The 13,827-nt window shown below is 50.7% G+C and carries 11 protein-coding genes; all 11 read left to right on the top strand.

From position 1 onward, the window contains the following. The first annotated feature begins 33 nt into the window (after window positions 1-33). Genes pseI through FYJ59_RS12880 form a run of 11 tightly spaced genes read left to right on the top strand, consistent with a single transcriptional unit; the run spans window position 34 to window position 13,699 of the window. On the top strand, window positions 34-1,095 hold the full coding sequence (gene pseI / locus FYJ59_RS12930) for a pseudaminic acid synthase (RefSeq protein WP_154498460.1): 1,062 nt from the start codon (window positions 34-36) through the stop codon (window positions 1,093-1,095). Window positions 1,096-1,099: 4 nt separating this feature from the next. Beyond that, window positions 1,100-2,155: a UDP-2,4-diacetamido-2,4,6-trideoxy-beta-L-altropyranose hydrolase gene (gene pseG / locus FYJ59_RS12925; protein WP_154498425.1), complete on the top strand. Its 1,056-nt coding sequence runs from the start codon at window positions 1,100-1,102 to the stop codon at window positions 2,153-2,155. Between the two features lie 15 nt (window positions 2,156-2,170). Continuing rightward, the gene (locus FYJ59_RS12920; RefSeq protein WP_148447299.1) at window positions 2,171-3,043 is read left to right on the top strand and encodes an SGNH/GDSL hydrolase family protein; all 873 of its coding nucleotides are present in this window, start codon (window positions 2,171-2,173) and stop codon (window positions 3,041-3,043) included. 7 nt (window positions 3,044-3,050) lie between these two features. Continuing rightward, window positions 3,051-4,607 carry a glucosyltransferase domain-containing protein gene (locus FYJ59_RS12915; RefSeq protein WP_154498398.1) on the top strand — a complete coding sequence of 519 codons (1,557 nt, stop codon included), beginning with the start codon at window positions 3,051-3,053 and terminating at the stop codon, window positions 4,605-4,607. A 4-nt stretch (window positions 4,608-4,611) separates the two neighbouring features. After that, window positions 4,612-5,580: a glycosyltransferase family 2 protein gene (locus FYJ59_RS12910; RefSeq protein WP_154498393.1), complete on the top strand. Its 969-nt coding sequence runs from the start codon at window positions 4,612-4,614 to the stop codon at window positions 5,578-5,580. Window positions 5,581-5,616: 36 nt separating this feature from the next. Continuing rightward, window positions 5,617-6,762: a dTDP-4-amino-4,6-dideoxygalactose transaminase gene (gene rffA, locus FYJ59_RS12905; protein WP_154498388.1), complete on the top strand. Its 1,146-nt coding sequence runs from the start codon at window positions 5,617-5,619 to the stop codon at window positions 6,760-6,762. 1 nt (window position 6,763) lies between these two features. Next, window positions 6,764-8,143: a hypothetical protein gene (locus tag FYJ59_RS12900; protein ID WP_154498385.1), complete on the top strand. Its 1,380-nt coding sequence runs from the start codon at window positions 6,764-6,766 to the stop codon at window positions 8,141-8,143. Next, the gene (locus tag FYJ59_RS12895) at window positions 8,143-9,918 is read left to right on the top strand and encodes a DUF6044 family protein (protein ID WP_154498381.1); all 1,776 of its coding nucleotides are present in this window, start codon (window positions 8,143-8,145) and stop codon (window positions 9,916-9,918) included. The genes FYJ59_RS12900 and FYJ59_RS12895 overlap by 1 nt, the downstream gene beginning before the upstream one ends. A 53-nt stretch (window positions 9,919-9,971) precedes the next feature. Continuing rightward, window positions 9,972-11,798, top strand: a complete 1,827-nt coding sequence (locus FYJ59_RS12890; protein ID WP_154498378.1) for a hypothetical protein — start codon at window positions 9,972-9,974, stop codon at window positions 11,796-11,798. A gap of 56 nt (window positions 11,799-11,854) precedes the next feature. Next, window positions 11,855-12,922 carry a DUF6077 domain-containing protein gene (locus tag FYJ59_RS12885; protein WP_154498375.1) on the top strand — a complete coding sequence of 356 codons (1,068 nt, stop codon included), beginning with the start codon at window positions 11,855-11,857 and terminating at the stop codon, window positions 12,920-12,922. Window positions 12,923-12,934: 12 nt separating this feature from the next. Further along, window positions 12,935-13,699, top strand: a complete 765-nt coding sequence (locus FYJ59_RS12880) for a hypothetical protein (RefSeq protein ID WP_154498372.1) — start codon at window positions 12,935-12,937, stop codon at window positions 13,697-13,699. Window positions 13,700-13,827 lie beyond the last annotated feature (128 nt).

Here is a 13,827-nt window from a genome sequence, read left to right as displayed (position 1 = left end):
AGTTGCAGGTTACGGAAAGGCAAGGGTACCATTATGAACAAAGAAATCATGATCGGAAATCGCAGGATCAGTGAGGATGCGCCCACTTTTGTGATCGCGGAGATGTCTGCAAATCACTTAATGGATTTTGACAGAGCGGTGGCAATCATGCAGGCGGCGAAGGACGCCGGCGCGGATGCCATTAAGATACAGACTTATACACCGGACACCATCACACTGGATTGTGACGATCCCTGTTTCCAGATCACCCAGGGTACCATCTGGGACGGAACGACACTGCATAAATTATACGAGACGGCCTATACGCCCTGGGAGTGGCAGCCTAAACTGAAAAAAATCGCAGAGGAGATGGGACTGATCTTTTTCTCCTCTCCGTTTGATCTGACCAGCATTGATTTCCTGGAGGAGATGGATGTGCCGGTATATAAGGTGGCCTCTTTTGAGATCAACGATATTCCTTTTATACGTAAGATCGCACGCACCGGCAAACCGATCATCATGTCCACGGGAATTGCTTATCTGGCGGATATCGAACTGGCATTGCGCACCTGTAAGGAAGAAGGCAATGAGAACGTGATCCTGTTGAAGTGTACATCCGCTTATCCGGCCCCTTACGAGGATATCAATCTGAAGACCATTCCTTCCATGAAGGAAGTATTTGACTGTGTGGTGGGACTGTCGGACCATACCATGGGATGTGCGGTGGCGGGAGCCGGAGTGGCCCTGGGTGCCAAGGTAGTCGAGAAACATCTGACGCTGCGCAGGGCGGATGGCGGTGCAGATGCGGCATTCTCCATGGAGCCGGAAGAATTCAAGGAGATGGTGGATCACATCCGCATGATCGAGAAGGCAGTAGGAAAGGTGACCTATGATCTGACACCGAAGCAGAAGAAGAGTAGAGAGCATTCCCGTTCCCTGTTCGTGGCAAAAGATATGAAAGCGGGAGATGTCTTCACCCCGGAGAATTTACGCTCCGTAAGACCATCCTGCGGACTGCATACCAAATATTATGAAGAACTGTTGGGCAAACGTATTACCAGAGATGCAAAACTGGGAACGCCCATGAGCTGGGATCTGGTCGATTTTTCGGAGTGATGCTATGTATTATTTTCGGGCAGACGGCAGTGCGAAAACCGGCGCGGGACATCTGATGCGCTGTCTGACGGTGGCACTGGAATTACAAAAATTAACAGAACATCCGGAGCAGGTGTGCTTTCTGTGTGCGGATGAGGCTTCCGCAGAATTGCTGCGGAGTAACCATATGCCGGTGAAAGTGCTGGGGACGGATCCCGAAGATCTGGAAGGAGAACTTCCGGTACTGGAGAGACTGGCGGGAGATACGAAACAGATATTTCTCGTAGACAGTTACCGGGTGACGGATGCTTATCTGCAAGGACTGCGCAGACTCGGCAGGGTCTTTTTGCTGGACGATATGCAGCAGCATGCCTATCCTGTGGATGGGGTGATCAATTATAATCTGTTCGCTTCCGAGGAAAAATACCGGGAATTGTACGGCGACACAGTCCCGCAGTATCTCGGGGCACCCTATGTGCCGGTAAGACAGCAGTTCTGTGATGCTTCCGGGAGTTATGCGGTGGCAGAACAGGTGACGGATGTACTGATCACGACCGGCGGCGGAGATATAGATAATATTTCGGGAGAGATCCTGCGTCAGCTGGCGGAATATGATCTGAACGGCTGCGCGGTCCGATACCATCTGGTGGTGGGAAGGTTCAACCCCAACCGGGAGAAGCTGGAACAGTATGCCTCCGTGCATGAAAATGTAAGATTGCACTGTGATGTGCGGGATATGGCGGCACTGATGGCACAGTGCCAGCTGGCGGTGACCGCCGGCGGAACGACGATTTATGAACTGGCGGTGCTGGGAGTTCCTTTTGTATGCTTTTCCTATGCGGAGAATCAGGAAGCACTGACAGAGTGGCTGGGAACACAGCAGATCGCAGGCTATGCGGGAGCATGGCACCGGGCTGCCGGGGAGACACTGGAGCGCATTGGAGCGTGGTGTCTAAAGGCACAGCAGGATCCCGGACTGCGTCGGCAATGCTATGAAACAGAGCGGGGACTGATCGACGGCCTCGGAGCTGCAAGGATCGCACAGATATTGATAACGGCAGGAAAATTAGGAATAAAGTAAGGAATAAAGTAAGGAATGGAGAAGAACGGGATCAAAGCAGGCAACAGAAAAGAAAAAATTGCATACAGCATTGTGGCGATCGCGTTGTTCCTGATCCTGTTATGGACTTTTTTCCCGGGGGACCGCGAGTATCAGAGAATCCCCTATGATGTGGTATTTCTGGGAGACAGTGTGTACGGACTGTGCCGGGATGAGACCTCCATTGCCGCCAAACTGCAGGAGAAGACAGGCCTGAAGTGTTATAACGGAGGACTGGGCGGAACGGTTCTGGGAAGAGCGGATGCGGAGAGAAGACTGGGATATACCAAGGATTCTCTGTCTGCGGCAGGACTGGTGAGATCTTTTGCGGTAAAGGATTTCGGTGTGCAGAAGACGATACGGATCCGGGAAGCTGCAACAGATTATTTTGAAGATACGCTGGGTGACCTGGGGCAGATCGATTTTGATACGGTACAGATTTTGTTTATCGGATCCGGATTGAATGATTATCACGCGGGGAATCCCATTGAGTCCGTGACGGATCCGTATGATGAATATACGTATTGCGGAGCGATCCGCAGTATTGTAAAGGAACTGCGGGAGGCTTATCCGGATCTGCGGATCATATTTATCACGCCGCCGTATACCTGGTATACGGTACCGGAGGTAACCTGTGAAGAGTACGATCTGGGAGGCGGCGTACTGGAAGATTATGTCAATGCGGAGATTGGGATCTGTGAAGCATTGGATGTGGAAGTGATCGATATTTATCATGACTATTATCCTCATGACAACTGGGACGATCTGTATCTCTATACGAATGACGGATTGCATCCCAACGAAGCGGGGCGGGAGAAGATTGCCCAGACACTGGCGGACTACCTGAATCAGACGTTAGACGAGGAGTGACAGACGGATGAAGACACCGTGGGAACTTTTGAAAGAGAGCAAGACAAAAATAAAGACAACCTGGAGGATCGCGTTCGTATCGGCGCTGGTGCTGGGATTACTGATCCATCTTCCGGTGATGCTGTCGGATATTCCGAACCATGACGGACTGAGCAGCATGTATTTTGACCAGAATATGATCACTTCCGGCCGCTGGTTTTTAACTGTTGCCTGTGGATTTTCTTCTTATTTTACCATACCCTGGGTGATCGGACTGATCGGACTGATATGGCTGGCACTTACGGCGGCGGTACTTACGGAAGTGCTGGAACTGACGGATCCGGTGACCATTACTGTGGTGAGCGGTCTGCTGGTATCTTTTCCGGCGCTGGCGTCTACTTTTGCCTATGTGTTTACCATGGATGGTTACATGCTGGCGCTGTTCCTGGCAGTGCTGGCGGTTCTGTTTACTGCGAAGTATCCCAGAGGCTATCTGGCCGGTGCAGTGTGTCTGGCATTCAGTATGGGAATCTATCAGGCGTACCTGCCTTTTACGATCCTGCTGTGTGTATATAAGCTCCTGCTCTATTTCATGGAGGAAAAAGGCTGGAAAGAAAAGGCGAAATATATATGCCGCTATCTGGGGATGGGAATTGCCGGCGGAGTATTGTATTATGTGATCCTGCAGATCCTGTTGAAGCTGCAGGGCAAGGTGCTGGATACTTATCAGGGGATCAATTCCATGGAGCAGATGGGATCCGGCATGGGAATTCTGGCAACCATAAAGGGAATGTACGTGGATTTCCTGGCATTTACGATTCACGGCAATGTTCTTGTGAACAATATTTTTTCACTGGTGGCCTGCATTATTTTAGTGGCAACGGTGGTATTTCTAGTGATCCGCAGTATGATTCGGAGAAAATGGTGGAAGAATCCGGCATTTTTCGTTATAATAGTTCTGTTGGGCATCAGCATACCGCTTCTGACCAATGTGATATTGCTCATTTCTCCGAACCTGACCTATCATTTGCTGATGCGATACCAGTGGGTATTGTATCTGATCCTTATGACGGCGTTCGCGGACCGGTATACCGCTGAGGAGAGTCGTACGGACGTGGTATTGCAATGGGCAGCATTGTGTGCGGCGGTGGTATTGGTGTTTGATTATGGAATTTCCGATAATATCGGATATTCCAATCTGGAGAAAAAGTACGAGAAGACGTATGCGTATTGTGTACGCCTGCTGGACCGGATCGAGCAGACTCCCGGATATTATCAGGGGATTCCCATTGCATTGGTGGGAGTCATCGGCTATGATGAATTTCCTACAACGGATATCACGGGGAAGGTTACGGACGGTATGATCGGACTCAGCGGAGATTACCTCATCTATAAGGGAGCGGATTATCAGGCATTTATGCAGAATTATCTGGGGGCAACCCTGAATTTCCTGGATCCCGATACGGTGGGTGAGATCTACATGACACAGGAATACATTGACATGGATACATTCCCTGGACCGAATGCTACGAAAGTGGTGGATGGGATCCTCTATGTCAAGACAGAGAACTGCGGAAGGGATTAAGAAGATGTCTTTATTGTCAATTGTCTTACCGGCATATAACGAAGAACAAAATATTGCGAATACCGCGAAGGTACTGGGCGAATTGCTGGACCGACACGGGATAGATTATGAACTGGTGTTTATCAGCGACGGTTCCAAGGACGGCACGTTTGACCGGATCAAAGAAGAGGCAGCGAAGAATCCGAGAGTGCGGGGAGCGGAATTCTCCCGGAATTTCGGTAAGGAGGCCGGTATTTTTGCCGGACTGGAGCTGACCACGGGAGATGCCGTGATCGTAATGGATTGTGACCTGCAGCATCCGCCCGAGGTGATCCCTCAGATGTGGGAAAAATGGCAGCAGGGTGCCGAGATCGTGGAGGGCATCAAGTCTGACAGAGGGCGTGAGAGCCTGGGATATAAGCTGTCCGCAGGCTTGTTTTATAAGATCATGAGCAAGCTGATCAAAATGGATATGAATGCTTCCTCCGATTTTAAACTGCTGGACAGAAAGGTGGTCCGGGTTCTGCTGGAATTGCCGGAGCGCAATACCTTTTTCCGGGCACTGACCTTCTGGGCCGGATTTCAGACAGAGACCGTGGAATACGAAGTGCAGGAGAGACAGTACGGACAGAGTAAATGGTCCTTCTGGAGCCTGATGAAGTATGCCATCACCAATGCGACGTCCTTCAGTACCCTGCCGTTACAACTGGTGACGATCATGGGAATGATATCTATATTTTTCAGCGTGGTACTGGCGATCCAGACACTGGTACGATATATCATGGGGACAGCTGTGGAAGGCTTCACCACCGTGATCCTGTTGATCCTGATCATCGGAGGATTCCTGATGCTGAGCCTGGGGATCATCGGACATTACATTGCCAGAATTTATGAAGAAGTCAAGGGAAGACCCAAATATATTATCAGTCATGTAACGGAAAATGTACCGGGTACAGCGGTGGGAAGCTGGAAGCGGGAGTGCAGGGAGAATTAGAACATAACCAAAGCATATCAGAAAAGAGGATGCATTATGATAGATATTAAATTCAATGTACCGCCTTATGTGGACAAAGCAGCAGATTACATTCAGGAATGTGTTAAAAATCAGAAGATCTGCGGAGACGGTGAGTATACGAAAAAATGTAACGCCTGGATCGAGGAGAGAACAGGAACCGGCAAATGTCTGCTGACCACTTCCTGTACGCATGCGACGGAGCTGGCAGCGCTTTTGTGTGATATCAGACCCGGAGACGAGGTGATCATGCCTTCTTATACGTTTGTGTCCACTGCGGATGCGTTCGTGCTCCGCGGAGCGATCCCGGTATTTGTGGATATCCGTCCGGATACCATGAACATTGATGAGACATTGATCGAGGATGCGATCACCGAGAAGACCAGAGCCATCGTACCGGTACATTATGCCGGAGTGGCGTGTGAGATGGATACCATCATGGATATTGCAAGGAGACACAATCTGAAGGTGGTAGAGGATGCCGCACAGGGCATTATGGCCACTTATAAGGGAAAAGCACTGGGAACCATCGGTGATTTTGGTGCTTACAGCTTCCATGAGACGAAGAACTACAGCATGGGAGAGGGCGGTGCTCTTCTGATCCGTGATCGAAAGGATGTGGAAGAAGCGGAGATCATCCGTGAAAAAGGAACCAACCGCAGCAAATTCTTCCGCGGTCAGATCGACAAATATACCTGGGTGAATTACGGATCCTCCTACCTGCCCAGTGATATGAATGCTGCCTATCTCTATGCACAGCTGGAGATCGCAGATGAGATCAATGAGGCCAGACTGGCCTGCTGGAACCGCTATTATGAGCAGTTGAAGCCGCTGAAGGATGCCGGGAAGATCGACCTGCCTACCGTACCGGAAGGCTGTGTACACAATGCCCATATGTTCTATATCAAGGCAAGAGACCTGGAGCAGAGGACACGGTTTATCAGCTATATGAAGGAGAACGGCGTGCTGGTCGTATTCCATTATATTCCGCTGCATACCGCTCCCGCAGGGCAGAAATTCGGACGCTTCCATGGGGAGGACCGTTATACCACCAGAGAGAGCGAACGTCTGGCCAGACTTCCCATGTATTACGGACTGACGCTGGATCAGGTAGACTACATCTGTGGTCTGATAAAAGATTTCTTTGAGTTAGAGGAGCAGTAGAATGCAGAAAGCACGCAGGGCGCTTGCGCAGATCGCAGGCAGATTTCTGTTCATAGGGATTTCGGTACAGATCGTACTGGGGATCTGTTGGATGATCAGAGCTTTTGGCATTTTCCCGGAGTTCGGGGACAGTTATCTGTGGCTGAAGGCGGCGGATACTCTTGTATGTGATGATTATATGGGGATCGGATACCCTCTTTTTCTGATGCTCGCAAAAGGGATAGAATCCATAAGTTCTATCCCTTATCCTTTTTTTGTGTACACGGTGCAGATCTTGTTCGCATTTTACAGTGGCGTCGTATTTTTAAGATCCTGTGGCATGACGAAGAAAGTGTGGCTGGTGTGGGGAAGTCTCGGACTTCTGACTTGCCCGTTTGCCCTGCAGTGTCATGTGGCGGTGCTGCCGAATTCTCTGGGATTTTCTTTCTTGCTGCTGGAATTGTCGGTGCTTATGGGGATCCTGCGTCAGAATGCGGATGGCGATCCAGTAAAATTCCCTCTCCGACAGATGTTTACGGCCGGAGTCTGGTGGGCGCTTGGCACAGTGTTTGTCGTGGAGAACCTGTGGCTTGGACTGGTGCCGCTTGCGGTGGTATGGGTTCTGCATCTGATCCGCGGCAGACAGCTGGGAAAACAGAGAGTGTTGGGAGAACTGGTGCTGCTGGCAGCAGTCGCGGGGATTTTATTCACGACGGTATCTCTGTGGCAGACACCCGGCAGTTATGGTAAGGCGGAGAATACGGTGAGTGCGGCAATGATGCGCAGATTTACCTGGTCCCATATGCGGGTGGAAAGAGAATACGACACCTGGCCGGAGGAATTGCGCAGTCTGTACAGCTGGGAGGAAATACAGCAGTCCGGACGGTATGCGGGAACAATGCCGACGGATCTGCAGAAAAAGGCGGAAGAGGCACTTGGCGTCAGCGGGGCACAGCAGCTGTTCCGTAAGTACGCTGCTTATCATCTCAAGGCTTATTTTTCCGATAATATACACCAGATCGCATGGGACATGGCGGGATATGTCATGCCGCCCGTGATGCTGCAGCTGTTGCTGGACGGCCGGGGGTATGATTCTTTTTCTGCCAGAAATGTGGATCTTATGATGACCGGAGCCCTGCAGCTGACCAATTTCCTGCTGAAATACAGCAGTGTGTGGTTCCTGCTGGGGAGTATTGCGGCACTGCTCGGCGCACTGGCCGGGAAAAAGCGTATCCGGTGGGAGGTCGTGTGTATGTGTGGCATAACGGCGCTTGGCATGGCAGTATGGTACACCATGCAGGATGCGGGATGCTGGGATTATAAAAACGGACTGCTCCCCGGAATGTTATGGCTGGTGGGGATGATCTCGGTGGCATATCATTGTCTGACACAGGAGGAATAATGACAGAACGCAGGAAAATGAAAAAACCGGAAAATGTCTGGTTCCTTTTGGGAGCACTGGCGGTGCTGGCAATGGGAATCCCTTATCTGATACTGGGGAAAGATGCTATATTTGTGTATCACGATCAGCTGGATGGAGAAGTGATCGCTTATCTGCTACAGGCGAGACACCTGTGGGACGGCAGTGGTATTTTGCCGGAATTTATGAACGGCGCGGCGCGGACCGCTCTTACCATGCCGGCACCGGCCTGCCTATTGTTATACCGTCTGCTGCCTGCGGAGACGGCGCTTGCCTGCATGCAGGTGGCCGGGAGCTTTGTCGGATATGTCGGAATGTTCCTCCTGCTTTGGTGGGCAGCGGAAGATTCCGAAATATTAAGCGGGAGAAAAGGAACGGTAGGTTTCCTGGCGATGACGGTAGGTTGTATGTATGCCTATCTGCCCTTTTTGCCGGTGTACGGATTGTCGCAATACGGACTGCCGATGCTCCTGTATTGTGTACTGCGGCTGCGGGAACGGGACAGATCTATTAGCGACCGGCTGCTGTATTATGCCTATGTAGTATTTTTCGGTGTAAATTCTTCGCTGGTACTGTCCGGATTTGCGGTACTGGGGATCTGGGCCGTATGGGAGATCATTGCGGCACTGCGCAGAAAGTATTCGGCAGCACAGGGGATTGCATGGATTTTATTGCTTCTCACTTATCTGTTGGAGAACGGTGCTCTGTTTTTGCAGATCTTCGGCGTGGGAGAGAGCACGGTTTCACATAAGGCGGAGTATGCGCTGACCGCGGTATCTTTTTGGGAACAATGGAAGACGAACCTGTTACAGGGCGGACAACACAGTGTGGATTACCACGGGTGGATCCTGCTCATAGCGGTATTTACGGTGATCGCCGTGATCCGAAGAAGGGCCGGTGACAGTAAAAGAATTTTCCGCTCGCTGGCAATCTCCTGCGGATGTATTGTATTTATAGCAACGGCGGCCGCACTGTGGGACAGCGGGATCGGTGTGAGCCTGCGCTCCGGCTGGGGAGCGTTGAAGGGATTTCAGGCCAACCGGGTTTTGTGGCTGAGCCCCTGCCTGTGGTATTTTGCTCTGGGATGCTGCCTTTTGCTGCTGCTGCGGCAGCTCTGCGAGAAACGGTGCGTGAGGAATGTGATCCTGTTCACAGTTACAATGATTCTCACCGTGACGACTGCGGGACAGATTCTCTTTCAGAGCAATCTGAAACCGAATCTGCAAAAGACAGTGAACCGGGAGTACGGAGCCATGAGCTTCCGGGATTATTATGCCATAGATGTACTGGATCAGGTGCAGGAATATATTTATGACAATTTCGGGGAGCGGCCGGAAGATTACAGAGTGGTCAGCTTAGGGATCGATCCGGCGGCGGCATTATATCATGGATTTTACTGCCTGGACGGATATTCCAATAATTATTCCCTGGAATATAAACACTGTTTCCGGGAGATCATAGCGCCGGAGCTTGCCAAGAGCGAGTACCTCGAGGATAATTTTGACCACTGGGGGAACCGCTGTTATCTGTTCAGCGCGGAATGCCCCGGATATTATACGATTCAAAAGGGTGGATTCTATTTTCAGAACTATGAGATCGACACGGAACGCCTGAGAGAACTGGGAGGCACTTATCTGCTGTCGGCAGCGTATATCGATCATAGCGAGAATACGGGACTGGAACCGGTGAGAGAGGAAGCGTTTGAGACAGAGGACAGTTATTACCGCATCTATCTCTATCGGATCATGGAAAAATAGTCCGGCGACAAAATGGATTCGCGATTCCTCCGACGAAAGGAATCGTCTGTGGAATGGAGATTAGTATGATGGAAAGCAGCAGATGGAAAAAAATCCTGCCGGAGCTTCTGGCAGTTATCTTATGTCTGGGGATCATGTGCGTGGGCATCAGTCTGAAAGAGGGCTACCACATGGATGAACTTTTAAGCTTTGAGCTGGCCAATGCCAGATACAATCCCTGGATCGTACCCACACAGCCGGAGGGACGACTGGCGAAGTTCGTGAGGGAGGAAATTCAGGGAGACAGTTTCCCGGAGACGGTGTCCAATCTGACGGACACGGTAAAGGATGTGCTTCAGAACCGGGGGAACAGTAAGCTTCTGTCGTATAAAGCGGATGTCTATGAGGAACCGGTATGGATCTCGGCGGAGCAGTTCCGGGATTATGTGACCGTGGACGGTGACGATGCCTTTGATTATCTGTCGGTTTATTTTAATGTGAAAGATGACAATCATCCGCCGGTACATTTTATGCTGCTGCATACCATGAGTTCCCTGTTCGGTGGGACGCTGTCACCGTGGCTGGGATGTTTCATCAACCTGGTCTGCCTGGGCATCACGTTGTGGCTGTTACTGCGACTGGGCAGACAGCTTGCGGATATTTTTTCCATGCGGGAAAGGGGCAGACAGCTGGGAATTCTGGCAGTGCTGCTATATGGACTCAGCACCGGAGCACTGGCAACGGTACTGCTGATCCGGATGTACGGACTGTTGTCCTGTCTGTGTGTGGGACTGCTTTCTGTGCATGTGGAGAAGTGGAAGGATCATGGATTCGACCGGAAAAATAAAGGCCTGATCGCTGTTACGGTACTGGGATTTTTAACACAGTATTTTTTCCTGTTTTATTGTATCCTTCTGGCGGCGGTTACGGCGGCCGGACTGTTGTGCGGTAAGAGAACGAGAGAACTGTGGATCTATATCCGTTCGATGATCCTGGCGGCAGTGATCGGCCTTGCGCTGTTTCCTTTTGCGGTAGCGGATGTATTTTCCAGTGGAAGAGGCACCGAGGCGCTGGATAATCTGGCTTCCGGGTTCTCCGGTTACGGGGCGAGACTTCTAAGCTTTGCGAAAATTGTGGCAGACCGGACGGTGGGTGGGCCGTTACTTGCTGCGGCATGTCTCGCAGGAGTGGTTCTGGCGGTGACCGCAGGCTGGCGCAAATATCAGGAATATCGTAGGGACGTGGCTGAGAAGGCAGGACAGAATGTGGGACCGAATGCGGGACCGAACGCGGGAATCCTGAGTCTGCTGATCGTACCGGTGATCGGTTATTTTCTGCTGGCATCCAGAATGTCACCTTATCTTGTGGACCGTTATGTGATGCCGTTGTTTCCGTTGGCTGCGTTATTATTGGCACTGTTATTGTGTTACCTGGGCAAAAAGCTTTCGGAGGTATGCGGATGGACAGAACGGGCAACGGGAATCTGTCTGATCGTATGGATCATGGCGGTGCAGGGACTGCGGCTGGCCGGCTATGATGGGGAATATCTCTATCGGGGATACGGACAGCAGGAACAATTGGCGGAGGAATATGCGCTTCTTCCCTGTATCTGTGTCTATGCGGGAGTCGGGTATTATGAGAATCTTCCGGAATTCATGCATTATGACAGCACTCTGTTAGTGACGGCAGAGGAACTGGCAGATCGTAAGGATGTAGCGTCGGTACAGTCCCTGGACCGGGTTGCGGTACTGATCAAACCCGGAGTGGAAGAGAGCTCAGTGATCTCCGTAATGCAGGAAAAATACGGCCTGGAACCGGAGGAAGCATTGCTTTCCGAAGGGGTACACGGCGATAAGATCTATTTGTTTGTAAAAACATCTGAAAACGTAAAAAGAGAGTAAAGCTTGGAAATGAGAAATATGTTCATGACGTTTTGAGCCTGAATGAAGCGAAAGGAATGAATATAAAAATGATCGTAGTTCGTCTGATATGGCTGGCGGTACTGACGCTGGCACTTCCCATATGGGTGGGCCACTGTTTCGCAGCTGTGGATAAACCTCATAAAAATGCAGTATTCCTGTGGATAAGCGGACAGATGTTACTCTGGGCCGGATTTCAGGTGATCTGCGTTCCGGTGATCCTTTTGGAGGGGCGATTTCGGCATGTTATGATCGGATATTCGGTATACCTTCTGGTATTACTTGTGCTGGCAACGGTATTTTGGTTCCGGAATCCCCGGGGACTGCGTCCGGTGCGGCAGGAGAAGACAGCGAAGTCAGAGAAGACAGAGGTTCTGCTCTGGGTGATTTTTGCTGTGCTATTATTGATACAGCTGGTGCTGGCGGTCGTGATGGTATATGGGGACGGCGATGATGCTTATTATGTGGCAATCTCCACGGCGGCACAGGAATCCGGGAAAATGTACCAGAAGATTCCTTATACCGGCATGAATACCGAACTGGATGTGCGGCACGGACTGGCACCTTTTCCCATCTGGATTGCATGGCTGGCGCGGATGACCGGGATCTCCACGGTAGTGGTGGCCAAAACATTGCTGCCGGTGGTGCTGATCTCTATGACATATGGCGTATTTTATCTGCTGGGAAGCAGGATCCTGTTTTCCGGGCAATCGGTTCCGTTATTTCTGATCTGCACGGAAGTGCTGGTAATGTTCGGCGATTATTCTTTTTATACCGTGGAGAATTTCATGATCGCAAGAAGCAGACAGGGAAAGGCGGCTTTGGGAAGTATTTTGATCCCGATGATCTTCTTCCTGCTACTTTGGCTGTTCCGCAGACTGCAGGAGGAGAAAAAGATCACAGTCGGATTCTGGATGCTGTTGGGAGCGGTGATGATTTCCTGTTGTCTGGCAAGTACCATGGGAGCGTTGCTGGCCTGTATGCTGATGGGAGTGGCCGGGATCTGCGGAGCTGTCTGCTATAAGAGATTTCGGTTATTGCTGCCCCTCGCCGCCTGTTGCATTCCCTGTGTGATCTATGCGGGAATGTATCTGCTGCTGGGATAAGGGAGGATGGAAATGGAAGCGTTGAAGCTGTTTCAGGAATATATGGGAACGGGACTGATCATGATCTGGTTCCTGGTGAGCCTGTTATATCTGTGGGTGACAGAGAAGAGAAAACATATCCGCATCCTGTTTGTCTATGTACCATTGGTATTGTTGTTGATCTTCTTCAATCCGTTGGTTGCGAAGATCATATCCGGACTGGCGGATGGAGAAATTTATTACCGGATTCTGTGGCTTCTGCCGGTGACACCGGTCGTTGCGTTCACTGCGGTCAGTCTCTGTGGAAAGCTGAGGGGATATCTGAAATATGTGGGGATAACGGCCGCACTGATCCTGTTTATGCTGTCCGGAAGCCTGATCTACCGCAATCCCTATTTTCAAAAAGCAGAGAATGTCTATCATGTACCCCAGAGTGTAGTGGATATCTGTGATGCCATTGAAGTCCCGGGCCGGGAGGTCATGGCAGTGTTCCCCGGGGAGCTTTTACAGTATGTCCGCCAGTACAGCAATCTGGTGTGTATGCCTTATGGCCGTAATATTGTCGTAAGCAAGTGGACGGTACAGAACGATCTCTACGATGTCATGGAGCAGGAGACCATAGACACCGGCGAACTGGCGACACTGGCCCGCGAAGAGCAATGTGCGTATATTATCCTGCCGGAGACGAAGATACTGGTCGGGAAAATGGAAGACCTGGAATATGAAGAGTTCGGGAGAATGCACGGATACGTCATCTATAAAGATGCTACCGTGGATCTGTATTACTTTATGAAATAAATTGAGAGTTACGAGCCATGCAAAGTCAAAACGAAAACAGCGATCTGGGAGCTTGCTCACAAGTCGCTGTTTTTGTTTTTGACTTTATACGGCGACAGCCGTCAATGAAATAAATGTGGAGCGCCCTT

Source organism: Waltera intestinalis, assembly GCF_009695995.1.
GTDB classification, from domain to species: domain Bacteria; phylum Bacillota; class Clostridia; order Lachnospirales; family Lachnospiraceae; genus Acetatifactor; species Acetatifactor intestinalis.
The sequence above is the reverse complement of the archived record's forward strand: the minus strand, read 5'-3'. Positions and strand labels throughout refer to the sequence as shown.